27 protein-coding genes are annotated in these 25,742 nt (G+C 65.8%); 9 read left to right on the top strand and 18 right to left on the bottom strand.

Translation table 11 applies throughout. The annotated features are described in order from the left end of the window. Nucleotides 1–74: 74 nt before the first annotated feature. Entirely contained in the window at nt 75–1,109 is a 1,035-nt protein-coding gene (locus K3A84_RS00985) for a LacI family DNA-binding transcriptional regulator (protein ID WP_225007196.1), read from the bottom strand. Nucleotides 1,110–1,488: 379 nt separating this feature from the next. Between K3A84_RS00985 and K3A84_RS00990 the strand changes: the two genes are divergently transcribed. Both K3A84_RS00990 and K3A84_RS00995 read left to right on the top strand, forming a co-directional pair. Continuing rightward, nucleotides 1,489–3,768, top strand: a complete 2,280-nt coding sequence (locus K3A84_RS00990; RefSeq protein ID WP_225007197.1) for a TonB-dependent receptor — start codon at nt 1,489–1,491, stop codon at nt 3,766–3,768. Between the two features lie 159 nt (nt 3,769–3,927). Further along, nucleotides 3,928–6,138 (top strand): beta-glucosidase family protein, encoded by a 2,211-nt coding sequence (locus K3A84_RS00995; protein WP_225007198.1) that lies wholly within the window; start codon nt 3,928–3,930, stop codon nt 6,136–6,138. Nucleotides 6,139–6,175: 37 nt separating this feature from the next. Here K3A84_RS00995 and K3A84_RS01000 read toward each other — a convergent pair whose 3' ends face one another. Then, a complete protein-coding gene (locus K3A84_RS01000) occupies nt 6,176–8,743 on the bottom strand; it encodes an HWE histidine kinase domain-containing protein (RefSeq protein ID WP_225007199.1) in 2,568 nt (855 codons plus the stop codon). Beyond that, nucleotides 8,727–9,263: a biliverdin-producing heme oxygenase gene (locus K3A84_RS01005; protein ID WP_225007200.1), complete on the bottom strand. Its 537-nt coding sequence runs from the start codon at nt 9,261–9,263 to the stop codon at nt 8,727–8,729. The genes K3A84_RS01000 and K3A84_RS01005 overlap by 17 nt, the downstream gene beginning before the upstream one ends. Before the next feature lie 223 nt (nt 9,264–9,486). Here K3A84_RS01005 and K3A84_RS01010 point away from each other — a divergent pair, with 223 nt between their 5' ends. From K3A84_RS01010 to K3A84_RS01020, 3 genes are all read left to right on the top strand, one after another. Continuing rightward, on the top strand, nt 9,487–10,599 hold the full coding sequence (locus K3A84_RS01010; protein WP_225007201.1) for a calcium-binding protein: 1,113 nt from the start codon (nt 9,487–9,489) through the stop codon (nt 10,597–10,599). Between the two features lie 72 nt (nt 10,600–10,671). After that, nucleotides 10,672–11,124, top strand: a complete 453-nt coding sequence (locus K3A84_RS01015; RefSeq protein ID WP_225007202.1) for a PaaI family thioesterase — start codon at nt 10,672–10,674, stop codon at nt 11,122–11,124. A gap of 91 nt (nt 11,125–11,215) precedes the next feature. Next, nucleotides 11,216–11,620: a GFA family protein gene (locus K3A84_RS01020; protein ID WP_225007203.1), complete on the top strand. Its 405-nt coding sequence runs from the start codon at nt 11,216–11,218 to the stop codon at nt 11,618–11,620. Nucleotides 11,621–11,629: 9 nt separating this feature from the next. Here the strand turns inward: K3A84_RS01020 and K3A84_RS01025 are convergent, their stop codons facing one another. Continuing rightward, entirely contained in the window at nt 11,630–12,073 is a 444-nt protein-coding gene (locus tag K3A84_RS01025; RefSeq protein WP_225007204.1) for a hypothetical protein, read from the bottom strand. A gap of 170 nt (nt 12,074–12,243) precedes the next feature. Further along, the gene (locus K3A84_RS01030; protein ID WP_225007205.1) at nt 12,244–12,516 is read right to left on the bottom strand and encodes a hypothetical protein; all 273 of its coding nucleotides are present in this window, start codon (nt 12,514–12,516) and stop codon (nt 12,244–12,246) included. Nucleotides 12,517–12,739: 223 nt separating this feature from the next. On the opposite strand from K3A84_RS01030, the gene K3A84_RS01035 reads away from it, so the two are divergent. Next, nucleotides 12,740–13,060, top strand: a complete 321-nt coding sequence (locus tag K3A84_RS01035; protein ID WP_225007206.1) for a cystatin family protein — start codon at nt 12,740–12,742, stop codon at nt 13,058–13,060. On the opposite strand, the gene K3A84_RS01040 is transcribed toward K3A84_RS01035, so the two are convergent. The 9 genes from K3A84_RS01040 to K3A84_RS01080 all read right to left on the bottom strand — a co-directional run bounded on the left by K3A84_RS01040 (nt 13,050) and on the right by K3A84_RS01080 (nt 18,260). Further along, complete coding sequence (locus tag K3A84_RS01040) at nt 13,050–13,478, bottom strand: OsmC family protein (RefSeq protein WP_225007207.1); 429 nt, start codon at nt 13,476–13,478, stop codon at nt 13,050–13,052. The genes K3A84_RS01035 and K3A84_RS01040 overlap by 11 nt on opposite strands. A 68-nt stretch (nt 13,479–13,546) precedes the next feature. Then, the gene (locus K3A84_RS01045; protein WP_225007208.1) at nt 13,547–13,849 is read right to left on the bottom strand and encodes an alkylphosphonate utilization protein; all 303 of its coding nucleotides are present in this window, start codon (nt 13,847–13,849) and stop codon (nt 13,547–13,549) included. Nucleotides 13,850–13,903: 54 nt separating this feature from the next. Continuing rightward, the gene (locus tag K3A84_RS01050) at nt 13,904–14,320 is read right to left on the bottom strand and encodes a DoxX family protein (RefSeq protein ID WP_225007209.1); all 417 of its coding nucleotides are present in this window, start codon (nt 14,318–14,320) and stop codon (nt 13,904–13,906) included. Next, entirely contained in the window at nt 14,317–14,757 is a 441-nt protein-coding gene (locus tag K3A84_RS01055) for a cupin domain-containing protein (RefSeq protein ID WP_225007210.1), read from the bottom strand. Before K3A84_RS01055 ends, K3A84_RS01050 begins: the two co-directional genes overlap by 4 nt. Before the next feature lie 40 nt (nt 14,758–14,797). Beyond that, nucleotides 14,798–15,184 (bottom strand): hypothetical protein, encoded by a 387-nt coding sequence (locus tag K3A84_RS01060; RefSeq protein WP_225007211.1) that lies wholly within the window; start codon nt 15,182–15,184, stop codon nt 14,798–14,800. 51 nt (nt 15,185–15,235) lie between these two features. After that, the gene (locus K3A84_RS01065) at nt 15,236–15,439 is read right to left on the bottom strand and encodes a hypothetical protein (protein WP_225007212.1); all 204 of its coding nucleotides are present in this window, start codon (nt 15,437–15,439) and stop codon (nt 15,236–15,238) included. Nucleotides 15,440–15,549: 110 nt separating this feature from the next. Further along, nucleotides 15,550–16,386 carry a 2,3,4,5-tetrahydropyridine-2,6-dicarboxylate N-succinyltransferase gene (gene dapD / locus K3A84_RS01070; RefSeq protein ID WP_225007213.1) on the bottom strand — a complete coding sequence of 279 codons (837 nt, stop codon included), beginning with the start codon at nt 16,384–16,386 and terminating at the stop codon, nt 15,550–15,552. 40 nt (nt 16,387–16,426) lie between these two features. Then, the gene (locus tag K3A84_RS01075; protein ID WP_225007214.1) at nt 16,427–17,116 is read right to left on the bottom strand and encodes a pyrimidine 5'-nucleotidase; all 690 of its coding nucleotides are present in this window, start codon (nt 17,114–17,116) and stop codon (nt 16,427–16,429) included. A gap of 13 nt (nt 17,117–17,129) precedes the next feature. Continuing rightward, complete coding sequence (locus K3A84_RS01080) at nt 17,130–18,260, bottom strand: PQQ-dependent sugar dehydrogenase (RefSeq protein ID WP_225007215.1); 1,131 nt, start codon at nt 18,258–18,260, stop codon at nt 17,130–17,132. On the opposite strand from K3A84_RS01080, the gene K3A84_RS01085 reads away from it, so the two are divergent. Continuing rightward, nucleotides 18,259–18,894: a ribonuclease HII gene (locus K3A84_RS01085; protein WP_225007216.1), complete on the top strand. Its 636-nt coding sequence runs from the start codon at nt 18,259–18,261 to the stop codon at nt 18,892–18,894. The genes K3A84_RS01080 and K3A84_RS01085 overlap by 2 nt on opposite strands. Before the next feature lie 3 nt (nt 18,895–18,897). Here the strand turns inward: K3A84_RS01085 and K3A84_RS01090 are convergent, their stop codons facing one another. Beyond that, a complete protein-coding gene (locus tag K3A84_RS01090) occupies nt 18,898–19,365 on the bottom strand; it encodes a PaaI family thioesterase (RefSeq protein ID WP_225007217.1) in 468 nt (155 codons plus the stop codon). A 157-nt stretch (nt 19,366–19,522) separates the two neighbouring features. Between K3A84_RS01090 and K3A84_RS01095 the strand changes: the two genes are divergently transcribed. Beyond that, complete coding sequence (locus K3A84_RS01095; RefSeq protein WP_225007218.1) at nt 19,523–20,152, top strand: GNAT family N-acetyltransferase; 630 nt, start codon at nt 19,523–19,525, stop codon at nt 20,150–20,152. 94 nt (nt 20,153–20,246) lie between these two features. On the opposite strand, the gene K3A84_RS01100 is transcribed toward K3A84_RS01095, so the two are convergent. After that, nucleotides 20,247–20,975, bottom strand: a complete 729-nt coding sequence (locus K3A84_RS01100) for an FkbM family methyltransferase (protein WP_225007219.1) — start codon at nt 20,973–20,975, stop codon at nt 20,247–20,249. An 85-nt stretch (nt 20,976–21,060) separates the two neighbouring features. After that, nucleotides 21,061–22,272, bottom strand: coding sequence for a glycosyltransferase family 87 protein (locus tag K3A84_RS01105; RefSeq protein ID WP_225007220.1), 1,212 nt, complete (start codon nt 22,270–22,272; stop codon nt 21,061–21,063). A 131-nt stretch (nt 22,273–22,403) separates the two neighbouring features. On the opposite strand from K3A84_RS01105, the gene K3A84_RS01110 reads away from it, so the two are divergent. Then, nucleotides 22,404–24,494 carry a RelA/SpoT family protein gene (locus K3A84_RS01110; protein WP_225007221.1) on the top strand — a complete coding sequence of 697 codons (2,091 nt, stop codon included), beginning with the start codon at nt 22,404–22,406 and terminating at the stop codon, nt 24,492–24,494. A 31-nt stretch (nt 24,495–24,525) separates the two neighbouring features. On the opposite strand, the gene K3A84_RS01115 is transcribed toward K3A84_RS01110, so the two are convergent. Then, nucleotides 24,526–25,713, bottom strand: a complete 1,188-nt coding sequence (locus tag K3A84_RS01115; RefSeq protein WP_225007222.1) for a calcium-binding protein — start codon at nt 25,711–25,713, stop codon at nt 24,526–24,528. Nucleotides 25,714–25,742 lie beyond the last annotated feature (29 nt).

The raw sequence follows: 25,742 nt of genomic DNA on the forward strand, positions 1-25,742 counted from the left end.
GGATGCTCCCGTTATCTGGTCGGGGCCGGGCGGTTTGGTTCAAGTCATGTCGGCGGGCAGGCCGGGGTATTGCGTCAGGCGGGTGGCGGGGCCACCGAATCGCGTTCGACCAGATGGAAATCGAGCGTGCGCAGCGGCTTGTCGCGCGCGGTGCCCTCGATCAGCATCGTCGCCGCATCGTGCGCCATTTCCTCGATGGGCTGGTACACGGTGGTCAGGTACGGCCAGACCGACTTCGCCACCCAGCTGTCGTCGAAGCCGACGATCGAGATGTCCTGCGGCACGGTCAGCCCCGCGCGCGATGTGGCGACGATCGCACCCGCCGCCGAATCGTCGTTGCAGGCAAAGATCGCCGTCGGGCGCGGATCGAGCCGCAACAGGCCTTCGCCCGCCGCGATGCCGCCTTCGAACGAGAACCCGCCCGAAACTTCGCCGCACAGTTCTCCGCCCAGTTCCGCGATGCGCCCGACGAAGCCTTCGCGGCGCAAGTGCGCGGCGCCATGCTCGGCAGGGCCGGTGAGGATGCCGAAGCGACGGTGGCCCTTGGTCCACAGGTGATCGGCAACCATGGCGGCGGCGGCGCGATCGTCGATCATCACCCCGGCGGCGCGGTCCTGCATGATGTCGGGCGCGATCCGCGCATAGGGCACGTCGTGTGCTTCGAGGAAATCGAGCGCCTGAGCATTGTCGGTGATCGGCGGGGTCAGCACGAAACCGTCGCAGCGACCGTTGCGCAGGATCGAGGCGAGTTGCTGTTCCACCTGGCTGGTACCGCCATAGGTGTCGATGTTGTCGATGCGCAGGTGGTACTGGTGTTCCACGCAGGCGCGATAGCAGCCGGTCTGTACCTTCATCGTGTAGTTGGGGCTGGGGTTGTCGAACAGCACGCCGATGATGAACGAGCGCGATCCGGCCAGGGTGCGCGCAGCCATGTCGGGCACGTAATCGAGTGCGGCGACTGCCGCCTCCACCTTGGCGCGCAGCTTTTCGGAAACGTGCGGTTCGCGGTTGATCACGCGTGACACGCTCTTGAGCGAGACGCCCGCGTGGGCCGCAACATCCTGCATCGTGGCGTTGCCGTTTCCGCGAATGCGCGAAATCGTATTCATGATGTCCCCGAAAGCCTTTCCCGTACGCCCTGTGCGCCAAGGTTTCCCTTGGGCCAAGCCCCTTTTTCGATGCGACCCGAAGGAGCTGGCAGGTGCGCTCACCCTGTTCTTCGTGTTAGTCTGACAGCGCAGTCTTGACAGCGCAGTCATGACAAGTCAATTGCAGCCTTGAGAAGCGGACATCGATCCGCCGAGCGGAGAGGACCAGGCATTGCCGCGCACGTCCTGCGCGGCTCGCGTCACCCCGGATGGGCAGATCCGGGCATGGCGCGGCGTACTCTCCCTTGGTGATCGATGTGCTTCTTGCGGCGAGCCCAGTCGGCTTCGTCCGGGGCTCACGCTGGCCGTTCGCGGTTGGCGCAATAGGGAGGAAAAACCAATGAAGCTTATCAAGACCGTCTGCATGGTCTCCGCGATCGCGCTGTGCGCGCCGGTTCATGCGCAGGAAACCGCCCAGCAGGGTGCCGACGCCGTGCCGACCGGCGACATCGTCGTCACCGCCACGCGCCAGTCGACGCTGCTGTCGAAGACCCCGATCACGCTCTCGGCCATCACCGGCGACGGCCTCAAGGACGCCGGCATCACCGACGCCCGCGCGCTGACCACGGCCGTGCCGAACCTCGCGCTGACCGACAGCGGCGATGCTCCGCGCATCTCGATCCGCGGCGTGACCAGCACCGACACCACCGAAAAGGGCGATCCCTCGGCGGCGTTCCTGCTCGATGGCATCTACATCGCGCGTCCGGCCGACACGCTCGGCAGCTTCTATGACGTCGAGCGCGTCGAAGTGCTGCGCGGTCCGCAGGGCACCCTTTATGGCCGCAACACCACGGCAGGCGTGATCAACGTGATCGCCAAGGCCCCGGTCGATGCGTTCCACGCTTCGGTCGACGCCAGCTACGGCAACCTCGACAGCGTCGACGTTTCGGGCATGGTCAACGTTGGCCTCGGCAACGGTCTCGGCATCCGCGCTGCGGTGAACTACCAGCGCCAGAACCCTTACTACACGTTGTCGAATTCGGATCAGCGCACCGATCCGTACCGCGACACGCAGTCGGCCCGCCTTTCGTTCGGCGGCGAGACCGGTAACCTCAAGTTCGTGATCCGTGGCGATTATTCGCGCACGCGCGGCACCGGCGTGAACGGCAACTTCGTCACGCTTGACCGCTTCTACGATGTGTCGACGCTCACCCTGAAGAATGATCCGGTCTATGTCGGTCGCAGCAGCGACGAACAGCGCGCGCTGACCGTCGAGCCTGCCTATCGCAACTGGCGCGACAACAAGGCTTACGGCATCATGGGTGACTTCACCTATGACTTCGGTCCGGTCCAGCTGACCTACCTCGGTTCGTACCGCAAGACCGAGCGTGACGACACGCGCAACCTGCTGCTGTTCGGCGCGCTCAACAACTCGGCCTTCTTCACGGGTGACTTCAAGCAGGACAGCCACGAACTGCGCCTCGCCTTCGGCCAGGGTTCGCGCTTCCACGGCCAGGTCGGCGGTTACTACTTCCACGAGAAGTCGTTCCTCGAATACAACCTCGGCAATCCGCTGTCGGGGATCGTTGCGCCGGGCGCGATCGGTTTCGCTTTTCCGCAGGGCCCGACGGTGTCGCGCTCGAAGGCGGCATTCGGCCAGGTGACGTTCGACATCACCCCGGATTTCCACCTGACCGGCGGCGTGCGCTACACCAACGACTTCAAGTCGCGTGACGGTGCGACCGTGCTTGACTTTGCCGACGCTGCGGGTGTGGCTGCCTATCAGGCCGCCCAGCTCGAAGCCAATGGCGCGACGCCGCCCTGCACGGGGCTGCGCTGCACGGTGAACGAGAACATCGCGAAGAAGACCTGGAACAAGACGATCTGGAAGGTCGGCCTCGATTACGACGTGCCCGGCCTGGGCCTGATCTATGCCAACGTCTCGACCGGCTACAAGGCGGGCGGTTTCAATGACGGTTGCATCGCGGGCAGCGGTTTCAACTGCTTCCTGACCCCGGAAGCGTTGTACTACAATCCTGAAAACCTGAAGTCCTACGAAGCGGGCCTCAAGTTCCGCGTTTCGAGCGCGTTCCGCCTGAATGCGTCGGTGTTCCACTACGACTACACCGATCTCCAGGTCAGCCAGGGCGTGCTGAAGCCGGTCCCGGCCACGCTGATCAGCAACGCGGGCAAGGCCAAGGTCGATGGTCTCGAACTCGAAGCCACGCTGCAGCCGGGCGACAACGACAAGTTCGAACTGGGCTATACCTACACCAACGCCCGCTACACCGACTTCACGCCCGAGCCTGAAACCGACCCGACCTTCAACTACAACGGTCTCCTGCTCGACCACGCGCCCAAGCACGTTGCGACCGCCGCGTGGACCCACACGTTCCCGCTCGGCGATGCCGGCAAGGTCGATGTGGGCGTGCGCAGCCGCCTCAGCTCGGAATACTTCATCATCGATCTGAACAACAAGTCGCAGTTCCGTCAGCCGGGCTTCACCAAGACCGACGCGACGATCACCTACACCGCCCCGAACGACCGCTACTACGTCCAGGGCTTCGTCAAGAACATCGAGGACAACATCACGATCGCCCACGCGGCGTCGGGTGTCGGAGCCGGTGTCTTCATCGAAGCGCCCCGGACCTACGGCGTGCGCGCAGGGGTCAAGTTCTAAACCTCTCCACCCTGAACTGGGCCGCAACCTCACCGTTGCGGCCCATTTTTTCAGGGGCGACCAAGTTTCAATATTCCGCCGGTCCTCCTCCCTCGCGGACCGGTCACGTTGCCTGAGATCTCCATCCCCCATTCCCCATTCCCGTCCCAAGGAGTTCGCATGACCATCTCCCGGATCCTCGCCAGTGGTGTCGCCGCCGTCGCGCTCGCCCATGGCGCCGCGCAGGCGCAGCAGGCCCCCGTCATCGACATGAAGGCGGCCGAGGCCCGCGCCGCCGCTACCGTCAAGCAGATGACCCCGGACGAAAAGGTCGTGCTGACGCTCGGCGTGATGCCGCTGCCCGGCTTCCCCGGCGCGCCGCCGCCCGCCGATGCCGTGCCCGGCGCGGGCTACGTGCCCGGCATCGCGCGCCTTGGCGTTCCGGCGCTGCGCGAAACCGACGCGAGCCTTGGCGTGTCGTGGGTGATGGGCCTGCGCAAGGACGGCGCGACCGCGCTGCCTTCGGGTCTTGCCCAGGCGGCCAGCTGGAACCCCGATGTGCTCTATCGCGGCGGCGCCACCATCGGTGCCGAAGCCCGTGCCAAGGGTTTCAATGTCCTGCTGGCGGGCGGCGTCAACCTGATGCGCGATCCACGCAATGGCCGCACCTTCGAATACCTCGCCGAAGATCCGCTGCTGTCGGGCGAACTGGTCGGCGCGGCGATCCGCGGCGTGCAGTCGAACCACATCATCTCGACGATCAAGCATTTCGCGCTCAACGGCCAGGAAACCGGCCGCAAGTACGTGGACGTCAAGATCGCCGAACCTGCTGCGCGTGAAAGCGACCTGCTGGCGTTCCAGATCGGCATCGAGCGCGGTCAGCCCGGATCGGCCATGTGCGCGTACAACCGCGTGCTGGGCCACCAGGCCTGCGACAGCGACTGGCTGCTCAACAAGGTGCTCAAGGGCTCGTGGGGCTGGAAGGGCTTCGTCATGTCTGATTGGGGCGCGGTCCCCGGCGTCAGCGCAGCGCTCAACGGCCTGGACCAGCAATCGGGCGTGCAGCTCGATCCCGCGCCGTTCTTCGGCGATGCGCTGAAGGCCAAGGCGGCCAGCGATCCGGTCTATGCGGCGCGGCTCGATGACATGAACAAGCGCATCCTGACAGCGATCTACGCGGCGGGCGTCGACAAGAACCCGGCCCAGCCGGGCGGCGCGATCGACTTCGCCAAGGGCGCGGCCGTGGCCGAGGACGCGGCGAAGCAGGGCATCGTCCTGCTGCGCAACACCGGCAACCTGCTGCCGCTGGCCAAGACCGCCAAGTCGATCGCCGTCATCGGCGGCTATGCCGATACCGGCGTGCTGTCGGGCGCAGGCTCGAGCCAGGTCCACAGCGAAGGCGGCCCCGCCGCCGTCCGTTCGCTCGGCGGTGACGGTCCGTTCGCGGCGCTGATGTCGCAGCAGTACCACCGCTCGGTCCCGCTCAAGGCGATCAAGGCGATGGCGCCGAACGCCGTCGTCACCTTCCGCGATGGCCGCTACATCACCGATGCAGTGGAAAAGGCCCGCCAGGCCGAGGTCGCCATCGTCTTCGCCAACGAATGGCGCATGGAAGGGGCCGACCAGCCCGACCTGTCGCTGCCCGATGGCCAGGACGCGCTGATCGCGGCGGTGGCTGCGGCCAACCCCAACACCATCGTCGTTCTCCAGACCGGCGGGCCGGTGCTGATGCCCTGGCTCGACAAGGTCGGTGCCGTGGTCGAGGCCTGGTATCCCGGCGCGCGCGGTGGCGAGGCGATCGCCTCGGTGCTGTTTGGTGACACCAACCCCGGTGGCCGCCTGCCGGTTACGTTCCCGGCCAGCGTCGACCAGCTGCCGCGTCCCAAGCTCGATGGCAGCGACTGGGTCGAACCCAACTTCGCGGGGGATCCCGCGCCGGGCAAGGACCAGCTCCACGCCGACTACGATATCGAAGGTTCCGATGTCGGCTATCGCTGGTTCGCGAAGAAGGGCCAGAAGGCGCTGTTCCCGTTCGGCTATGGCCTGTCCTACACCACGTTCGCGGGCAGCGGGCTCAAGGTGGCGGGCCTTAAGGCCGGCTTCACCCTGACCAACACTGGCAAGGTGGCGGGCGACGATGTCGGCCAGGTCTATCTTGTCGGCCGCAACGGGCAGAAGCTGCAACGCCTGGTCGGTTTCCAGCGCGTTACCCTCGCGCCCGGCACGTCGCAGAAGGTCAACGTGACCATCGACCCGCGCCTGTTGGCCGACTGGAAGGATGGCGGCTGGACCATGCCCGCCGGCAGCTACAGCTTCGCGTTGGGCCGTGATGCCGAAACGCTGTCCGCGCCAGTCAGCGTGAAGCTGTCGGGCAAAACCTGGAAGGACTGACTTTTCCCCGAGCTGCCGCCGTCCCTCCGGCGGCAGCTCACTCTTTCGGCTTACCCGCCAGCGCGCGTGCCGCAGCGGCCGCGATCTGGCTGGCACCGTAAGGCTTCTGCACCAGCGGCGTGTCCTCCAGGCCTTCGACCACCAGCGTGTCGCCCAGCCCGGTCATGAAGGCGAAGGGCACGCCCAGTGCGCGCAGCCGTTCTGCCACGGGCACGCTCGTCGCATCACCCAGGTTATAGTCGAGCGCGGCGAAATCGGGCGTGTCAGCCTCGATCATCGCCAGCGCTTCCTCGGCGCTGGCCGCCACCAGCACATCCGCCGCGCCCAGGTCGAAGAGATGTTGTTCGGCATCAAGCGCGATGATCATGTTGTCCTCGGCCAGCAGAACCTTGAGCCCCGACAGCGGCGCATGATCGACTAGTGGAACATGGGCGCGCGCGCGTTCCGCCGCCACCGTGCCGCCCGTCCCCACCACATGGCGGGCCGGAATGCGGAAATGCCCGGCAAAGCCATGGAGCCGGTATTCGGCGTCTGCCTGCCCGCCCAGATCGTGCGGGATCGACGTTTCGATGATAACCGACCCGAAGCCGCGCCGTGTTGGTGGGGCGACCGGCGGGCCGCCGCTTTCCACCCAGTCCAGCACGAGATCGCCTTCAGCGTCGAGCCGCCAGGAGATAAGCACCATGCCGTCGCCCGACAGCGCGCCATATTTGGCGGCATTGGTCATCAGTTCGTGGAACACCAACGCCAGCGCGGTGAACGCCACCGGCTGCAGCAGCACGTCCGGTCCCTTCATCAAGAGTGCCTCGCGCCGCTCGTCGAGATAGGCGCTGGCCTCGACATTGAGCAGTTCGATCAGGCTTGCCGGGCCCCAGTGGTCGTGCGTCACCTGATCGTGCGCGCGGGCGAGCGACTGGACCCGCCCGTCGAGGTTGGCGACGAAGTCCTCGATCGTCTCGCTGGATCGCTCCGTTTGCGAAATCAGGCCGCGGATCAGCGAGAGGATGTTGCGCACGCGGTGGTTCAGTTCCGCGATCAGCACTTCCTGCCGCTCGTGCGCGCGCTCGCGCTCCTGCGTGGCATCCTCTGCCAGCCGCAGCAGCACTTCGAGCATCCCGTTGCGCAGCGTTTCGGCCACTTGCCGTTCGGCGCGGGTGAAGGGCAGGCTGGTGCCCTGCACGAGCCGGGTCCACGCCTCGAAGCTCTTTCTCGGGGTCAGTCGGTCCCCGTTGGGCCCATGCTCGACTGACTTTTCCGGATTTCCGGCCCAGCGCACCGTCCGCAATTGCTCGGCGCGGAACAGAACGACGTGGTTGCGCGGCGCGCGCGACAGCGGTATCGCCAGCATGCCCGCTGCCGTATCGGCATGGGCGGCCGCGGCGGGTAGCAGCGTCTGGATCGAATCTGTCGCCATCACCTCGCGTGCAGGTCCCGCGTTGAGGAAATCGAGGATGGCTGTGCATTGCGCGGGGGTCGGCGTGAGTCCGCTCAGCGCAGTCTGTCCGTCGAGGAATACCGCCACGCCGTCTGCCGGGATCAGTTCGAAGATCACGTCGCCCAGCCAGTCCGGGTCCTGCATTAGCGCAGGGTTCTGCGCTACCGTCGCCATGATGCGGTCGCTCGCCCGCCTTGCACGCAGTTCATAGTCGCTGGTTTCGCTGCGCAGCCGGCTTTCGAGCATGAAGGAGAACAACTGCCCGAACAGTTCCGCCGTCGTCCGCATGGCAAGTCCGGGCAGGCGCGGGGCATGGTGGTGGCATGCAAAAAGCCCCCAAAGCTGCCCTTCCACAACGATCGAGATCGACAACGATGCGCCCACGCCCATGTTGCGCAGGTATTCGATGTGGATCGGCGAGACGGCGCGCAACAGGCACAGCGACTGGTCGAGCGCCACCCCCGGCGCGTCGCCTGCCGACAGCAGCGGCACCGGCTCGGCGCCGATGTCGGCGATCACGCGGAAGATGTTGCGCAAGTACAGCGCCCGCGCCTGCGCGGGGATGTCCGATGCGGGATAGTGCAGCCCGTGAAAGCTGTCGACTCCTGCACTCAGCGCTTCGGCCACGACCTCGCCCGATCCGGTCTCGTCAAAGCGATAGACCATCACCCTGTCGAAGCCGGTCATCGCCTTCACCTGTCGTGCCGCTTCTCGCAGGAACGCGGGCATCGTTTCGGCCTGCCGCAATCGCCCCGTGAACGCGCGGATCAGGTTGCCCGCTTCGGCGGCGCCGTCGGTGGCCGGCTCGGCCTCGATCACCCATTCTCCGTTCGAGAAATGCACCGCTACGTCAAAGGCCGGGCCACCTTCGAACAGCGAGAGCGCGAACAGGCGTTCCACCGCGTCGCCCCCGCGCAGCAGCGGGATACGCTCGCGCAGCGCCGCCAGCGCGCCGGGCTCGATCAGGTCGGCGATGTCCGCTCCCAGCGCCACGTCTGGCGGGAACGGTGCGAACCGGGCAAGGTTTGCCGAAGCGCGCCGTACCCGTCCATCACCATCGACGCCCAGCAGGAAGCCGAAGGGCTGAACCGTCCCGAGGATATGGATCGGCTCACGGTCGCAATTGGTGAGATCGACCGGGGTATCGAGGCTATCATCCGTGTGCAGCATGAGCTTCCCGCGCGGCAGAGTCGAACAGGGCAAAGGCCCGCATCGCGCCCGTCAGCGCCTGCTCGCGCCACAGCGGCCCGCCGATCGCCGCCGCGCGTTCGAGTGCCTGAACGAGATTGCGCCACAGGCCCGGCGGGGCGCTGGCGTTGAGATAGCCGGTCGGCAGGTCCGGCCCGACCGCGCGTGCCAGCACGGCCGCGCCCATGCGCGATCCTTCCAGCACGTAGAGCGCGCCCCAGCGCGCCGCTTCGTTGTCTGGCCATGCGATGCGCGGGCACGGCGGAGGTGGCGCGGCCAATGTCGCGAGGTCGTCGGCCACGGCAGCGCTGCGCCCGCGCCAGCCCGGCAGCAGGCGCGCGGCATCGATCCAGTCTTCGAGCGGGATCAACGCTCTGGCGTGCGCAGCCAGGAAATCGCGATAGGAAGCGCGATCAGCGAGGGTGAAGCGGGCATAAGCGGCATCCACGCGGGTATGCCAGTCACGGGTCGATGTGCGCAGCCAGCCGCGGACATCACCCACGCGCTGCGGCCCGGCAGTGGGGGCCGTTGTGATACTGCGTCGGTGAAATCGTGGGGCCCATGCTGCCTTCGTCTGCGCGCGAGACCGGCAATACGCCCGACCTGTCCGACAGGTTCCCGCCGTTGTCGAAAAAGGCGACGCGTCGGTGGCTTGGGCTGGAAATGTCGCATGATTGCAACACGCGTTGGTCATGGCGCGACCGATCCCTTCGCCACAGGCCATCATGACCCTTCGCACCCCCCTGCCAGCCCCGCGCATCATCGACGGCACGGCCGACGCCGACGTTCTGGACGGCACTGACGGCGCGGATACGCTCCACGGCTTCGCTGGCAACGACGTGCTGAACGGCGGTGCGGGCGACGACCTGCTCGATGGCGGCGCGGGCAACGACAGGATGGTCGGCGGCGCAGGCGATGATACCTACATCGTCGATGCGATCGGCGACAAGATCGTCGAAAAGGCCAACGAAGGGCTGGACCTCGTCCAGACCGGGCGGGCCATCTACAGGCTTGGTGCCAACCTTGAGAACCTCACCTTCACCGTCGGCGGCACGCATACCGGTACGGGCAACAACCTGGCCAACGTGCTGACGGGCAATGGCGGGGTGGATATCCTCAGCGGCCGCGGCGGTGACGATACGCTGCTGGGCATGGCCGGCCGGGACATCCTCTACGGCGGCAAGGGCACCGACCATATCGATGGCGGCGCGGGCGCAGACCTGATGCGGGGCGACCTGGGCGACGACACGTTCATTGTCGACAACGCAGGCGACCGCGTCATCGAAACGCGCGGCGAGGGCACGGACACGGTCGAATCCTCGATCAGTTACGTGCTGCCCAGCAATGTCGAGAACCTGCTGCTGACGGGCACCAAGGCGCTCAATGGGACGGGCAACAAGCTCGACAACGACCTGACCGGCAATGCGGGCAAGAACGTGCTTTCGGGCGGAAAGGGCAATGACGTACTCGACGGCCACGGCGGTGCGGATCGCCTGATCGGCGGCCTCGGTGCGGATCACTTCGTGTTCGGCACCGATGCGCTGGACGAAACTTTCGATACAATCACCGATTTCTCGCACACGCAAGGCGACCAGATCTTGATCGACCGCGCGGTGTTTGACGCCTTTGGCGGGGTGCGCGCGGTGACCAACGGCATGTTCCTTGCGGGTGACGGCGCGACCGAAGCTGTCACCGGCAACCAGCACCTGATTTACGACACCTCCACCGGCGCGCTCTATTACGATGTCGACGGCGCGGGCGGTGACGATGCGGTCAAGTTCGCGACGTTGAGTGGCGCGCCATCGCTGGTGATCGGCGACTTCCTGCTGTTCGGCTGACCCTATCACTTGACAAGTCGCGCTGTGCGCCGTCACTGCCGGTCAACCAGAAAATGACCGGAGAGTAGGTGCATGACCGATAGCGTGGCCGCGGGCGTTCAGCCGCCGAACGAAATGCTGGCAACGCTGGGCCTGCAACGCATCGTGGCGATGGGCGGCGGGCGTTCGCGCATGGAGTTCCTGGCCGGAATGCACATGTGCCATTCCGGCGGGGTGGTGCAGGGTGGCTTCGTCAGCGGGTGGATCGACGCAGCGATGGCGCACGCGATCATCGGTCTGCACCATGAAAAGGGCGATTTCGACGTCTCGCCAATTTCGCTCGAACTGAAGATCAGCTTCTTTGCGCCCGCGCGCCCCGGCCTGATCGTGGCCGAAGGCTGGATCGAGCAGGGCGGTCGTTCCACCTGCTTTGCCGAAGGCCACCTGCTCGACGCCACAGGCAAGGTGCTGGCCAAGGGCAGCTCCACCATCCGCCTGATGTCGAACGCGAAGATCGAGGCTGCATCGCGCGCGGCGGTGGGTTGATCGCCATCCCTTAATCAAGCGGTTAATCCGGCTTGTCCTCGGGCTGCCGCTGGTGCAGTCTCGCATCAAACGAACACGGGAAGGAACAGCCATGGCCGAACATACGGGCGGATGCCTCTGCGGCGCGGTCCGCTACAGCATTGCCACCGATCCGCCGATGCAGGCGGTGTGTCATTGCAAGAACTGCCAGAAGCAGGCGGGCAGCGCCTATTCGATGATTGTCGGCGTGCCCGAAAGCGCGCTGAGCGTCACGGGCGAACCCAAGGTCTACATGGACAAGGGCGACAGTGGCGCGCCGGTAACGCGCCAGTTCTGCGGCACCTGCGGCTCGCCCCTGTTCTCGCTGGTCGAAAGTGCGCCGGGCATGGTCTTCGTCAAGGCCGGCACGCTCGACGATACCAGCAGCTTCAAGCCGCAGGTGCAGGTCTGGACCAAGAGCCGGCAGGACTGGGTGGACCTTGGCGCGGTGCCGGGTTTCGAAACGGTTCCGGGCTGACCCGAGCCTTCATGCAGGCGGGGTAATGTCGGGCGTGTCGGCACGCTCGTCGACCGGCGCGGCTTCGTCGTCCTCGTTCGCAAGGATCGGTGCGTCCTCGTCGGCGCCGGCGACTTCCACCTGATCTGCGTCGATCCGATCGGCGTCGATTTGCCGCCAGTCGCCGTCGTCGCCATAGCTGCGGGTCAGGCGCGCCTCGGCGGGCGGCAGGGCGGCCTCGGCGTAAGTCGCGGCGCGGTGGATGGCGGGCAACACTTCATAGGTGTTCGCGGCAAACCACGGTGCGCTGTCGTCGCTCGATGTGATGGTCAGGATCGGAGCGCTGGGAATGCGCCACTCCGGCTCTGGTGCAGGCCGCATCCGCGTCGGCGTGGCTGCTGCCAGCGCACCGCCCAGAACCAGCCCACCGGCCATCAGGGCCAGCCCTGCGCTCTGCGGGTCGAAACGTGCCATCGTTGCCTCCATGCCCGTCCGCGCCATCAAAGCGCAAAGGGGGGAAGGCGTTCCCGATCGAGCTGGGAATGACGACGATGCAGCCGTGTTCGCAAACTCTGAAGTGGCAAACAAAAAGCCCCCGCCCGTCGCCGGGCAGGGGCCTTTCAAAGCGCGGGGGAAAGTCGCGCTTACTTGGCGTCGGCGATCAGGCCGGCCTTCTTCGCCTCGGTCAGCGAGAAGCTGACGGGCTTGTTGTTGAAGGTACCGTCGACGGTCTTCTTGCGCACGCGCAGTTCGAACGGAACCTTGCCCGAATAGGCGGTGCCGCGCAGAACCTTTTCGCCGTTCTGCTCTTCGGTGGTGTAGCTGTACTCGACGCCCTTGTGCTTGAAGCTCTCGGCGCTCGCCACGGCGGGCGCAGCAACGATGAGGGCGGCGGTCAGCGCGAAAGTCTTGATCATGGCAATATCCCTTTTTCTCTGAGAGACGGATTCTCTGCGAGGTTGGATCTTGCCTTCGAGCACCCGTCACATGTTCTGTTTGCGCTGCACTACATTCATGTTGCAGGTGCGAGCAATTGCATTCACCGCCCGCCCGGTTGCGTGAAATGCAATTGAGTTTCGATGCGCCACCTAACGCTACGGAAAGGGGAGGTTTACCATGCGCATGGCAATGAAGATCCTCATGATCCTGCCCTTTTGGACAGTGTCGGGATGCGCCTCAGCGCCGCTCCAACCAGCTCCTTCGATCGCTGGAGGCTGGCATCAGGTCGCACCCGACGCCCCCGAGGTGCAGGTCGATGCGCAATTCGCAACTGCACAATTGCCGCCGCCTCCCACGCTGGCGCAGGTTGAACAGGCGCGCCAGCAGGTGGTCGCGGGCACGAATGTCACGCTCGTCCTGCGCCTTGCCGATGGCCGCCGCTGGCAGGTCGTGGTCTGGCGAAAGCTCGACGGTACGCGCGAGATGACCAGCGCGGCCCCGCTCCCCGCGCTCAGGCCTTGAGCGTCCGCTCCAGCGTCACCTCGCAATTGAGCAGCTTCGAGACCGAGCACGTCGCCTTGGCCTCGTCGGCGATCGCCGCGAAGTCCTTTTCGGAGATCCCCGGGATCGTCGCCGTCAAGGACAATGCGGAGCGCGTGACGGCAAAACCACCGTCCTTCTGCTCCAACGTCACCTTGCAGGTGGTGTCGAGCGTGCCATCGCCGTGCCCTGCACGCGCCAGCGCAAAGCTGGTCGCCATCGTGAAGCATGCCGCGTGCGCCGCAGCGATCAGTTCTTCCGGATTGGTGCCTGGGATGCCTTCGAAGCGCGTGCCGAAGCCGTACGGCTGATCGTTCAGGGCGCCCGATCGCGTGCTGATCGAGCCCTTGCCCTCCTTGCCGAAACCTTCGTAGCGGGCAGAAGCGGTGCTGGTGGGCATGGGGCGAACTCCTCCTGGCGCGGAAGTGCGCCTGCGTCGTCCAACGCCCTTGCGCCCGGCGCGTTCCGTCAGCGCTTGCGGACGAATTCCGCGCGCAGGACGAGCCCCTTGATCCCGTCGAACTTGCAGTCGATTTCTTGTGCATCGCCGGTCAGGCGGATTGACTTGATCAGCGTGCCACGCTTCAGCGTCTGGCCTGCGCCCTTGACGTCGAGGTCCTTGATTAGCGTCACCTGATCGCCATCAGACAGCAGGTTGCCCACCGCATCGCGGACCTCGATCGTGTCGGACGACGCGCGCTTGGCCGCCAGTTCGCTTGCGGGAAGCCATTCGCCGCTGTCTTCGTCATAGACGTAGTCTTCATCGCTCATCGCAATTCCCCTTTGCCTTGCCCATGGCAGGTTCGCGGCAAAAGGGAAGGGGCGTCACGGCCCCGCAGCGTTGCGCCTTGCCCACCACCAGTCGATCGCCCCACTGCACCACAGCGCCAGCCACACCAGCACCGGCTGCACGACCATGCGCGGAAGATGATAGGCAAGGCCCAGTCCATGATCGGGCTTGGCCATGTCGAGCGCGAAGTGATGGATGTTGGCCGGGAACACGCAGACCGCATAGAGCGAAAGGCCCATCCCGCCCCAGCGCCGCAACGCGCCGGAAAAGGTCTGCGCCAGCGCGCCGGCGCCCACGATCTCGGCCATGCCGGTCCAGAAGATCACCGCTTCGGGGAATGGAACCCAGCCCGGCGTGATGGTCAGGAACGGCAGGGGCCGTGAGATGTGCAACAGGCCCGCCGCCATGTAGAGCGCGACGAGCAGCGCGCGCGTGATCGCCTTTCCGGTCATGCGCCGGGCGCCCAGCCCGGCGCGGCAAGGCGGAACCCTGCAAAATCGAAACCGGGCGTGACCACGCACGACACCAGGGCATAGCCATGGGCGCCATCGGGGACGGGCGCGGCGGCCTGCCAGTGGCCTTCCGGCACGACGTGCTGCACGCACTCGCCATCTGCGATAGCATCGCCCAGCACGACCGTCTCCACCGGCCCCGCGTCGGTTGCAGCAAGTCGCAGATGCACCGGATCGCCTGAGTGCCACAACCAGATCTCGCTGGCGTCGACCGTGTGCCAATGCGACGATTGCCCCGCTTCGAGCAGGAAGTGGATCGCGGTGCCCACCGCGCGTCCATCCCCGCGCGCCGGGCCTCGCCAGGTTTCACGATACCACCCGCCTTCGGGGTGCGGCTGCAGCATCAGCCGTTCGATCAGGTCGCGTGCCTTATCCATCGCCCGCACCCTCGGTGCCTGGCTGTGCGCTGTCAACGCTCTACCACACGGCGGGCGCCAGGCGGATCGGTCCGCCCTCGCACGGCTCCCAGCCGTTGCGCGCCAGCAGCGTGCTGCTTTCCTCGGTCATCCGGTCTTCAGCCAGCGACCAGATCACATGCCAGGTTCCGCCGTCAGGCCGGGTAGTGGTCCCATCGAGCGCGACGACCAGGGCTTCCAGCCCTTCGCCGTCGTCCATTCGCCCGACGATGCGCGCATGGCCGATGGCTGGGGGAGGCACGGCGTCCGGCTCGGCCATGGCATGCCGGGTCACATGGCGTGCCACTGTCCGGGCATAGCGTGGCGGAAACAACGCTAGCAGGCGCTCACGGCATTCCGGTTCGATGATCCAGCCGACGGGCATGGCAAAGCGTGCTCCCAAAGCCACTGCTGCTCAGACAACGCAGGACGCGCGCTAGGTTCCAGCCTTAGTACCGGATCATGTGGGTGGCGCGGCCTGTCCGCTGACCTGGTCCCCGCGATCGGGTTTGGGTGAGGTCAGCGCTCCGGTGATCCAGATCGCGGACAGCGCAAGGATGGCGAGCGTGATGCCGATCAGCAGCACCCAGCGCATGATGCTGGGCGTTTCGCCGCCGCGGGCTTCTTCGGTGGTAACGTGGGTTTCGGCGCCCTGGCGTTCCATGACGGGCTTCTCCTGTTCGGCGGGACGATGCGCCCCGTTGCCGAACCTACGCCCCAGTCCTCTGCGGGTTCCTTCCCATCGGGGGCAGGAACCCGGAACAGGGCAGCCGATCAGTCGCGGAGCAGCTCGTTGATGCCGGTCTTGCTGCGGGTCTGCGCGTCCACGGTCTTGACGATGACCGCGCAATAGAGCGACGGCCCCGGCGTGCCGTCGGGCAGCGGCTTGCCCGGGAGTGAGCCCGGCACCACTACCGCATAGGGCGGCACGCGGCCGGTGTGCACTTCGCCGGTCGCGCGATCGACGATCTTGGTCGAAGCGCCGAGGAACACGCCCATCGACAGGACCGCGCCTTCGCCCACGATCACGCCTTCGGCCACTTCCGAACGGGCGCCGATGAACGCGCCGTCCTCGATGATCACCGGCCCGGCCTGCAGCGGTTCCAGGACGCCGCCGATGCCCGCGCCGCCTGAAATGTGGACGTTCTTGCCGATCTGCGCGCACGAACCGACCGTGGCCCAGGTATCGACCATCGTGCCTTCATCGACGAAGGCGCCGATGTTGACGAAGCTCGGCATCAGCACCACGCCCTTGGCGATGTGCGCGCCACGGCGGGCGACGGCGCCCGGCACCACGCGGAAGCCGGCCTCGCGGAAGCGGTTCTCGCCCCAGCCTTCGAACTTCGACGGCACCTTGTCGAACGCGGGCGCGCCGCCCGCGCCGTTGTCGATCACGGCGTTGTCGTTCAGGCGGAACGAGAGCAGCACGGCCTTCTTCAGCCACTGGTTGACGCGCCATTCGCCGTCCACCTTCTCGGCCACGCGCACCTTGCCCGCATCGAGCAGTTCGAGCGCTTCTTCCACCACCGCGCGCACGTCGGCGCTGGCGGGGGTGACGTCGGCGCGTGCTTCCCAGGCGGCTTCGATGGCGGCTTCGAGCTGTGCGGTCATGGAATCTGGCTTTCTCTGGGAAAAATGGTCGGGCGCGCGGTTAGCCGACCCGCCCGGTTACGGCAAGCTCCGCAAGGCAGGCATCGAGCCATTGGCCGATGTCGTCGATGACGAGATCGATCGCGGCATCGTCCTTCGCCCGGTCGCCCCAGTCGGTACCAAGGTCCAGCCACACCGTCTGCATTCCCAGCGCCTTGGCGGGCGACAGGTTGCGCGCCGAATCCTCGACGAACACGGCCCGCTCCGGCTCCACCCCCAGTGCCGCGATCATCCCGGCATAGGCCGAAGGCTCCGGCTTGGGCCGGTATTCCATCGCGTGGATGTCCCACATCCCGTCAAAGCAATGCGCGATGCCCAGCTTGTCCAGCACCTTGCCCGCATAGGGCGCATCGCCGTTGGTGAAGATCAGCCGCCGCCCCGGTAGCGCCAGCAGCTTTTCCTCCAGCCTCGGCGCCTCATCCAGCGCGGCCATGTCGATATCGTGGACGAAGCCGAGGAATTCGTGCGGGTCGATCGCGTGGTAGTGCATCAGCCCCGCCAGCGTCGTGCCGTGGTCGTGAAAGTACATCTTCTGGATGCGCCGCGCCTCGGCGTGATCGCACCCCAGCAGCTCTTCGATGAACAGCCCCATGCGCTGGTCGATCTGCTCGAACACCCGCGCCGCCACGGGATAGAGCGTATAGTCTAGATCGAAGATCCACGTGTCCACGCGGGCCGGATCGAATGCCATCGCTCAACTCTCCTCAGCGCGGCGTGATCTTGCGCAGGCGGCCAGTCTCGCCGTCCTCCAGCACCCAGATCGCGCCGTCCGGTCCCTGCCGGATCTCGCGAATCCGCTGGTCGAGCGCGATCCGCTCCACCTCTCGCGCCTTCTGGCCCTCGATCGCCACCCGCACCAGCCCCATCGAGCCCATGCCTGCGATCAGCGCCTGCCCCTTCCACGCGGGGAAGCGGTCGCCAGAATAGAAGACGAAGTCCCCCGGCGCGATCACCGGGTTCCAGCTGATCGCGGGCGCCGCCAGATCAGGTCGCGTGGCATGGCGCGGGATGGGCGTGCCGTCATAATGGTCGCCGTCGGACACCAGCGGCCAGCCGTAATTCCTTCCCGGCTCGACAAGGTTCAGCTCGTCGCCGCCCGCCGGCCCATGCTCGAGATCCCACAGCCTTCCGCTCGCATCGAACTGCAAGCCCAGCAGGTTGCGATGGCCATAGGACCACACCTCGTCCGAAACGCCTCCCTTGCCGACAAAGGGATTGCCCGCCGCCGCCTTGCCATCCAGCGTCAGCCGCAGCACCTTGCCCAGATTGACCTTCAGATCCTGCGCAGGGCTGAACTTCTGCCGCTCGCCAGAGGACAGAAACAGGAAATGCCCGTCCGGCGAAAACGCGATCCGGTGCGAGAAATGCCCGCGCCCGTCGACCTTGGGCACCTGCCGCCAGATCACCGCCAGCCCTTCGATCCGGGGCGCACCCGCCAGCATCAGCTTGCCCTTGCCGAGCACGGCCCCACGGGTGTCGTTCGGCCCGGCCTCCACCCACGTCAGGTAGATCGTACCGCTCGTCGCGAAATCGGGCGCGGGCTTCACGTCGCCGAGGCCACCCTGTCCGCCGTAATCGACCTTTGGCACGCCCGCCACATTCTGCATGGGGCCGCCCTCGCGCCACCACTTCAGCGCGCCTGCCTTCTCGGTGATCAGCGCGCTCCCGTCGGGCAGGAACGCCATCGCCCAAGGTTCCTTGAACGTCGCCTTGTCCTCGATCCGCAAGGGCACCGACGCCGCCTCGGGCGCGTTTTGCGCCACCGAGGACGACCCGCAGCTTGGCAACAGCAGGGCAAGGGGCGATAGCGCGATCAACAACGGATTCGTCTTCATGCCCCCGACAATGCCTTCGCCCCGCAAAAGTGTCACCCTGCCATCGGGGGCGATCATCGGCGTGGACGAAGCGGGCAGGGGGCCTTTGGCAGGCCCCGTCGTCGCCGCCGCCGTCGTGCTGTGCAAGCCGCGCCCCGCCGGCCTCGACGATTCCAAGAAGCTCTCCGCAAAGCGCCGCGCCGAACTCGAAGGCCAGATCAAGCGCCGCTGCCGCTGGGCGGTCGGCGTGGTCGATGTGGACGACATCGACCGTCTCAACATCTTCGGCGCGACCATGCTGGCGATGACGCTCGCCGTGCAGGCGTTGTGCGACCAATTGACGGACGAGCCGATTGGCGAAGTGCTGATCGACGGCAACATGACGCCCCACGGCCGCCGCCCCGAATGGTGCTGGCCCGCGCGCGCCATCGTCGGCGGCGATGCGATCGAGCCCTGCATCTCCGCCGCCTCGATCATCGCCAAGGAGCACCGCGACCGGATCATGCGCGAAGCCGCGCTGGCCTATCCGCAGTATGGCTGGGACCGCAACGCGGGCTACGGTACGCCTCAGCACATGGCCGCGCTGCGCGAACACGGCCCCACGCCCTTGCACCGCCGCAGCTTCGCGCCGGTGGCGCAACTGCTGCTGTTGTAGCGCTCAGCCGTTTTCGCTGATCGCGCCCGGCGGCGTCCGGCTCTTCAGCTTGCGCAAGGTCGCGGTGAAGCCCATGACCGCCTCGTCATCCTGCCGCAGCGTGCCGCGGATGAATGCCAGCCGCCCCGTTTCGCGGATGCATTCCACTTCGCCCACCAGCGGCACGCCCAGCGCCGCACCCGCAAGATACTGCATCGCGAAATCCACCGTCAGCGTGCCGCCGCCCGCGCCCAGCCGCTCGTGCAGCGCCAGCGGCAGGAACAGCACCTGTTCGCCCAGCGAGGCGAGGAACGCGCCATGCACCAGCCCCTGATAGTTGCTGCTGCTCTCGTCGGGCAGCACCCAGCATTCCGCCCCGCGCTCGGTCTTGCGCGCAAAGATCGGCGGCATCGTCCGGCCATAGCCAGCAGGCGTCTGGTTGATGCGGCGCCACCCGGCACCCTGCGGGCTATCAAGCTTGAGAGTTTCCATGAAACGAGGCCTTTGTCGCACCTGCGAAGGCGAGGCAAGCGCTTCCTGCTCCTCCCGCAAGCGGGAGGGGCACTTCATCTGCTCCCCTCCCGCTTGCGGGAGGAGCCGGGGGTGGGCATGAAGCCCGCTCCACCTATCCGCCCGGACCCGCACGCCCATGATCACGCCCGACCACGCTACGCCGCTCGCTGAAGGCTACCACGCCGTCGCCCCCGGCGATCTCGCCTGCGTGGTCACGGCGTTGGAAATGCGCGAACGGCCCGAAGGCCTGCGCCGTCTCGCCCCCGAAACCGACGTCCCGCTGCAACTCGCGCGCTGGAAGGATGCCGCGCCCGAAAAGTACCGCCTGCTCTACAAGCGCGTCGGTGCCCCTTGGCTGTGGTGGTCGCGTCTCACCAAAAGCGACGAAGACCTCGCCGCGATCATCCACGATCCGCAGGTCCAGCTCTACGCCGTCACCGACCGCGCCCGGGTCGAAGTCGGGGTGCTCGAACTCGATTTCCGCGTGGACGGCGAATGCGAGATCGCCTTCTTCGGCCTGATTCCCGGCGCGACCGGCAAAGGGCTCGGAAAATGGCTGATGCGCCGCGCGCTGCAACTGGCCTGGGCCCCAGGCGTCACCCGCGTCTGGGTCCACACCTGCACGCTGGATGGCCCGCAGGCTCTGCCGTTCTACATGGGGCAGGGCTTCACACCCTTTGCCCGCTATGTCGAAGTGTTCCCCGATCCGCGCCTCGCCGGGGTGCTGCCCGAAGACAGCGCGCCACAGCAGCCGGTTTTGCGCTGACCGAACGAGCGTCGGATGCAAAGGTCACCTCCAGCTTCGTCACCCCGGCCTTGATCCGGGGGCCCGCTTTCTGGCTGTCACCTGCGCTAAAGCGTCAGAGCGCGTTCTTGCGCACGAACGAATATTCGTGGCCGACGTTGCTGACCGCGAACAGCACATAACCTGCGGCCTCGATCTTCGCCACCGCGTCCAGCGTTTCCTGCGCCTTGTGGCCGTACATCGTGTGATGGAACTCTATCAGCCACTGCGTGGGCAGCGGGCCGGTGGCGATCATGTCGTCGATCACGCCGTATTCGAAGCCCTCGATATCCATCTTGAGCAGGTCGACGCGGGTGTGGCCCAGATCGCGCGCGATCGTGGAGAAGCGGCGGGCCGGGCACAGCACGATGTCATCGCCTGAACTCGACGAGCCACCGTTGGCCATGCTGAACGAGACGTGGCCATCGGTGGCGGGCTTCTTGAACGGGATCTCGCCGTCTTCCGGGCTCAACCCGATCGCGTGGAATGCGAACTTTTCGGGCAGCGACTGGCCCGCGATCCACTGGCCGCAGATCGGCGTCGGATCGAAGGCATCGACCCTGCAACCGAAGCGCTCGATCAGGGCAAGGTCGAAGCTGATATCCTCGCCCACGCCCACGCCATAGACCACACTGTCGGCATTCAGCAGCGCAGGCACGACCACCCAACCCCCATAGTCCGAGCCAAGCCGAAGCGTCGGCCGAGAGATCGCGACTGGGGAATGGATGCGCGTGCCCCGCGAGCGGCTGAGCGCGCGGTGAAGCGGACCGACCGAGTGAAGCACTTTCTTGGCCACGTTGAGCATGGTCGTTCCCTTGCAAAGTCACCGTCCGCGACGAAACTTATGCTAGGCACCATAAGTGATTCCCGCAATGCAGCATTGATGCCGGTCACACATCGGTCGTCGCGCCGCGCCGCCACACCATCCACACCAGCCCCGCAGCGGCCAGCGGCATCAGGTTGAGGTGCAGGGGCAAGGCAATCGCGCGCGTCGCCAGCGGGGCAAGCCACAGCGCCACACAGGCGAGTTTCTCCCAGGGCCGCCACCCCGTCGTGCGCGCTTCGGCCACCAGCCAGAACAGCGGCATGGCCATGAACGGCAGGTCATAGGAAAACAGATAGGGCGATGCGAGCGCGGTTGCCGCCAGCAGCATCGCACCCGCCGCCATCTCGTCCTTGGCACGCCGCCAGTACAGGCAGGCGGCGGCAGCGGTCGCGATCGTCACTACGCCTTGTCCCACCAGCGCCGTGGTCGGATCGAAATGATACCGAAGGCCTGCATAGAGCGTCGCCATGCGCAGGAAGAAAGGCCCGCCGTGCTCGTTGGCCATCAGCACCGCGCTCGCCTTGAAGCTTTCGGGGTAAGCCGCCCAGGTATCCGCGCCGAACACCAGCAGCGAGGCAAGGCATAGCAGCACCGCGCTCAGCGCCGCCCAGCAGAACGCGGTCCATTTGCGCCCTGCTGCCAGCCACAGCGGCACCAGCAGCGCAAGATGCGGCTTGATGATCAAGGCCCCGAACAACGCGCCCGACAGCGCCTGGCTCCGCCGCAGCGCCAGCACCGCGCCGATCAGCAGCGCCCCGGTCACGAACCCGTTCTGCGCATGGCTCGCCGCAAGGTATGCGCCGGGAAAGGCCAGCACCGCGATTCCGGCATCGGGCAGCAACCGCCGCGCCACCGTGAACCACAGCGCCCACCCGGCCACGACCCAAGCGATCCACGCCGCGGCATAGGGCATCAGCCCCAGCGGCGCGGTTAGGAACAGGTAGGGCGGGGGGTTGACGTAGACGACCAGTTGCCCGGTACCCGCCAGCGCCTGCACCGCCTGTTCGGTGGCAATGTCATAGACCTTGGCCGGTAACCCCGCCACGACCAGCTTGCCCGCACCCCAGAACGCGAGGAAGTCGCTGCCGACGCTCCCGGTCGCTTCGATGAAGGCCTTGGCCAGCATCGGCAGGTAGGCGATCGCGATCATCACGCCATAGGCCCGAACCCGCTGGCGGTTCAGGAACGCGAACGAGCGCACTGACGCCAGCACTGTGCCAAAGCCGTGTTCGGACGGCGGTTCTGGCGCGGTCGGGATCGCTTCTGTTGCGCTCATGTCACCTTAGGTGTCGTTCAGGGCGGTTTAGGTGTCGTTCAGTGCATCATGGCAAACAATGCGTAAAGAAAGCCTTTTGCCCCGCTTTTCCCTTGCGGAACCGAGGCTTTTCCGCCCATTTTAGGGGTCAGATGCTCCGTCAGTACGAACTTGTCGAACGCGTGCTCGCCTATGCTCCCGATGCGGACGAGGCGATGCTGAACCGCGCCTATGTCTACACCGTCCAGAAGCACGGCACGCAGAAGCGGGCCTCGGGCGACCCCTACTTCTCGCATCCGGTCGAAGTCGCAGGGCTCATGACCGAGCTGAAGTTGGACCAGGAAACCATTGTAACCGCTCTGCTTCACGACACGGTCGAGGATACGCTCGTCACCGTCGAGGAGATCGAGCGCCTGTTCGGCCCCGACGTCGCGCGCCTTGTCGATGGCGTCACCAAGCTCTCCAAGATCGAAACGATGACGGAGAACGAACGCGCCGCTGAGAATCTTCGGAAATTCCTCCTCGCGATGAGCGAGGACCTGCGCGTGCTGCTGGTCAAATTGGCCGACCGGCTCCACAACATGCGCACGCTGCACTTCATCAAGAGCGAGGAAAAACGCCGCCGCATCGCGCGCGAGACGATGGAGATCTACGCCCCGCTGGCCGAGCGCGTGGGCATGTATGAATACATGCGCGAGATGCAGTTGCTCGCCTTCGAGCAGATCGAGCCCGAAGCCTACGCCACAATCACCGGCCGTCTCGCCGCGATCCGCAGCGAGGAAGGCGCGCAGGTCGATGCAATCGCCCTGCAGATCAAGCAGGTGCTGGCGGAAGCTGGATTGAAAGTTGAAGTTTCAGGACGCGAAAAGCACCCCTATTCGATCTGGCGCAAGATGGCCGAACGCCACGTCAGCTTCGAACAGATCACCGATATCATGGCCTTCCGCGTTCTGACCGACAACGAGGACGATTGCTACAAGGCGTTGGGCATCCTGCACCGGGCCTGGCAGATGATCCCCGGACGGTTCAAGGACTACATCTCTACGCCGAAGATGAACGGCTATCGTTCGTTGCACACCTCCCTGATTTATAACAATGCGATGCGCGTCGAAGTTCAGATCAAGACAAAGCATATGCACGAGCTGAACGAGTACGGGCTCGCCGCGCACTGGGCCTACAAGCAGGGGGGGACGCCCGACAGCCAGATCGGATGGCTGCGCGACCTCGTCGAAATTCTCGAAGCCAGCCATGACGCCGAAGAACTGCTCGAGAACACCAAGATGGCGATCTATCAGGATCGCATCTTCGCTTTTACCCCCAAGGGTGCGTTGTTCCAGTTGCCCAAGGGCGCGACGCCGATCGACTTCGCCTTTGGAGTTCACACGAACCTGGGCGCGCAAGCCGTTGGCGCAAAGATCAATGGTCGCCACGTACCGCTGCGCACGACGCTCAACAACGGCGACGTCGTGGAGATCATCAAGAGCCGCAACGCCGAGCCCCAACTTTCGTGGCTGGCCTTTGTCGTTACCGGCAAGGCCCGCGCCGCGATCCGCCGCTTCGTGCGCCAGAAGGAGCGCGCGGAGATCGCCGCGATCGGGCGCAAGCTCTACGAGGAAATCGCCGAGCGCCTACCGTCCAAGATCGGCAAGAAGGCGCTGGCCGACGCCGTCAAACGGCTGAAAATGACGTCTGAAGAGGACCTCATGGTCGCCATCGGGTCGGCCAAGCTGGATGATCGTGCGGTGATGGAAGCGCTGGTTCCGGGCAGCGCCGCCAACCTTCCTGCCAGCGAGGAATGGCCCAAGCAGCAACGCGCGATTGCGGTGCGCGGGCTGACGCCGGGTATGGCGTTCCAACTCGCCGAATGCTGCCACCCTGTGCCGGGTGATCGGATCATCGGCCTGCGCCGCCCGGGCAAGGGCGTGGAAGTCCACGCGATCGACTGCCTGAGCCTGGCCGACGGCGTCGATGCAGACTGGATCGACCTGTCGTGGGACGCACGCACCGACGGTGCGATCGGCCGCTTGCGCGCCGAGCTATACAACCGTCCCGGGACGCTGGCGGAAATGGCGGGGATCTTCGCCAAGAACCATGCCAACGTGGTCAATCTGGAAATGACCCAGCGGGAAAATCCCTTTCATACCTACGAGGTAGACCTGGAAGTTCGCGATCTGGCGCACCTGACGCGGATCGTCAGCGCGCTGCGCGCCAGCGACGCGGTGGCGCAGGCCGAGCGGATCTGAACGCCGGGGACTGGCGCCCCCGGACGCAATTTCAGAACGATAGCAGGATATCGCTGGCCACCAGATCGGGATGCGTGGTCAGCCCCAGCTTGAACACCTGGATCGCCGCTTGGCCGCCCGCGCCATCGGCATCGTAGTAGAGCCAGCCGCTAGTCGTGTTGTAGACGATGCGATCATCAGCATCGTGCGCGGCCGTCGCGCCTGCGGCCTTGTAGAAATGCACGTCGCTCAGCGGGCTGTCGACGGCACCGGAAAGCCCGGGGAACATCAACTGGCTGAGCAGCAGATGATCGCCCTGCGCGTGGCTGAAATCGGTGATCAGGTCGCGATCGTTCTGGGTGAACAGCGAGAACATCACGAAGCTGTCCGCTCCGCCGCCACCGGTCAGAATATCGCGCCCTTCGCTGCCGTCCATCCGATCATTGCCGCCGCGACCATTGATGACATCGTTGCCGCCCAGCCCGATGATCTCGTTGTCGGCGCCGGTGCCCAGCAGCTTGTCGTTGTAGAGAGAGCCGTAGAGCCGGTCGAAGCTCGAAACGGTATCGATGCCCGCGCCGCCGGTATCCTGCGCGGTTGTCAGGCGGATATCGACCGTGACGCCGGCATCGGCATATTGGTACGACAGCGTGTCGACCCCGCCGCCACCCGCCAGCAGGTCGTTGCCAGCACCGCCTTCGAGCTGGTCGTCACCGGCGCCGCCGTAGACCTTGTCATTGCCCGCGCCGCCATAAAGCAGGTCACCCCCGTCATTGCCGTAAATCACGTCATCGCCGGCGTAACCGTTGGCGAGGTCGGCATCGTCGGACAGGGTGAAGGTGTCCTTGCCCGAAAAGGCCTTGGAAAGCAGCGCGATGTCGTCCTCAGTGGCCTGCGTCTTCATCGCTGCGCCGACGTCCGCGCCGGTCAGAGCTATGCCGGTGATGCGATATTCGGCGTGGCTGAAATCATCCAGTCGGCCGGTGAACTTCGAAAATCCGGTGACCGTGCCCGCCGAAAGCGCCGTGTCCGTTCCTCGCGCGAGGCCCGTCCCGCCGAAGTAAAACGCGTGATAGCCGCTGAAACTGCGGGTTTCGTAGGACGCGACGTCCTGAAAGGTCTTGCCGCCAATCGTGCGATTGACGTTGTCGCCGAAGGTGGACTGCTCTTGCGCGAACATCGTGTCGGCCAGAGTGAAGTCGAATTCGAAGAATGCGGTGGTAGCGCGCAGATTGGCCATGAAATTTTCCCCTGTTGCACACGTCGCAT

The organism is Novosphingobium percolationis (assembly GCF_020179425.1).
Lineage (GTDB): Bacteria > Pseudomonadota > Alphaproteobacteria > Sphingomonadales > Sphingomonadaceae > Novosphingobium > Novosphingobium percolationis.

Excerpts from the sequence above, each read along its gene's own strand:
- K3A84_RS00985 (WP_225007196.1), bottom strand. The coding sequence starts at position 1,109 with ATGAATACGATTTCGCGCATTCGCGGAAACGGCAACGCCACGATGCAG.
- K3A84_RS00990 (WP_225007197.1), top strand. The coding sequence starts at position 1,489 with ATGAAGCTTATCAAGACCGTCTGCATGGTCTCCGCGATCGCGCTGTGC.
- K3A84_RS00995 (WP_225007198.1), top strand. The coding sequence starts at position 3,928 with ATGACCATCTCCCGGATCCTCGCCAGTGGTGTCGCCGCCGTCGCGCTC.
- K3A84_RS01000 (WP_225007199.1), bottom strand. The coding sequence starts at position 8,743 with ATGCTGCACACGGATGATAGCCTCGATACCCCGGTCGATCTCACCAAT.
- K3A84_RS01010 (WP_225007201.1), top strand. The coding sequence starts at position 9,487 with ATGACCCTTCGCACCCCCCTGCCAGCCCCGCGCATCATCGACGGCACG.
- K3A84_RS01015 (WP_225007202.1), top strand. The coding sequence starts at position 10,672 with ATGACCGATAGCGTGGCCGCGGGCGTTCAGCCGCCGAACGAAATGCTG.
- K3A84_RS01020 (WP_225007203.1), top strand. The coding sequence starts at position 11,216 with ATGGCCGAACATACGGGCGGATGCCTCTGCGGCGCGGTCCGCTACAGC.
- K3A84_RS01025 (WP_225007204.1), bottom strand. The coding sequence starts at position 12,073 with ATGGCACGTTTCGACCCGCAGAGCGCAGGGCTGGCCCTGATGGCCGGT.
- K3A84_RS01030 (WP_225007205.1), bottom strand. The coding sequence starts at position 12,516 with ATGATCAAGACTTTCGCGCTGACCGCCGCCCTCATCGTTGCTGCGCCC.
- K3A84_RS01035 (WP_225007206.1), top strand. The coding sequence starts at position 12,740 with ATGATCCTGCCCTTTTGGACAGTGTCGGGATGCGCCTCAGCGCCGCTC.
- K3A84_RS01040 (WP_225007207.1), bottom strand. The coding sequence starts at position 13,478 with ATGCCCACCAGCACCGCTTCTGCCCGCTACGAAGGTTTCGGCAAGGAG.
- K3A84_RS01045 (WP_225007208.1), bottom strand. The coding sequence starts at position 13,849 with ATGAGCGATGAAGACTACGTCTATGACGAAGACAGCGGCGAATGGCTT.
- K3A84_RS01050 (WP_225007209.1), bottom strand. The coding sequence starts at position 14,320 with ATGACCGGAAAGGCGATCACGCGCGCGCTGCTCGTCGCGCTCTACATG.
- K3A84_RS01055 (WP_225007210.1), bottom strand. The coding sequence starts at position 14,757 with ATGGATAAGGCACGCGACCTGATCGAACGGCTGATGCTGCAGCCGCAC.
- K3A84_RS01065 (WP_225007212.1), bottom strand. The coding sequence starts at position 15,439 with ATGGAACGCCAGGGCGCCGAAACCCACGTTACCACCGAAGAAGCCCGC.
- dapD (WP_225007213.1), bottom strand. The coding sequence starts at position 16,386 with ATGACCGCACAGCTCGAAGCCGCCATCGAAGCCGCCTGGGAAGCACGC.
- K3A84_RS01075 (WP_225007214.1), bottom strand. The coding sequence starts at position 17,116 with ATGGCATTCGATCCGGCCCGCGTGGACACGTGGATCTTCGATCTAGAC.
- K3A84_RS01085 (WP_225007216.1), top strand. The coding sequence starts at position 18,259 with ATGCCCCCGACAATGCCTTCGCCCCGCAAAAGTGTCACCCTGCCATCG.
- K3A84_RS01080 (WP_225007215.1), bottom strand. The coding sequence starts at position 18,260 with ATGAAGACGAATCCGTTGTTGATCGCGCTATCGCCCCTTGCCCTGCTG.
- K3A84_RS01090 (WP_225007217.1), bottom strand. The coding sequence starts at position 19,365 with ATGGAAACTCTCAAGCTTGATAGCCCGCAGGGTGCCGGGTGGCGCCGC.
- K3A84_RS01095 (WP_225007218.1), top strand. The coding sequence starts at position 19,523 with ATGATCACGCCCGACCACGCTACGCCGCTCGCTGAAGGCTACCACGCC.
- K3A84_RS01100 (WP_225007219.1), bottom strand. The coding sequence starts at position 20,975 with ATGCTCAACGTGGCCAAGAAAGTGCTTCACTCGGTCGGTCCGCTTCAC.
- K3A84_RS01105 (WP_225007220.1), bottom strand. The coding sequence starts at position 22,272 with ATGAGCGCAACAGAAGCGATCCCGACCGCGCCAGAACCGCCGTCCGAA.
- K3A84_RS01110 (WP_225007221.1), top strand. The coding sequence starts at position 22,404 with ATGCTCCGTCAGTACGAACTTGTCGAACGCGTGCTCGCCTATGCTCCC.
- K3A84_RS01115 (WP_225007222.1), bottom strand. The coding sequence starts at position 25,713 with ATGGCCAATCTGCGCGCTACCACCGCATTCTTCGAATTCGACTTCACT.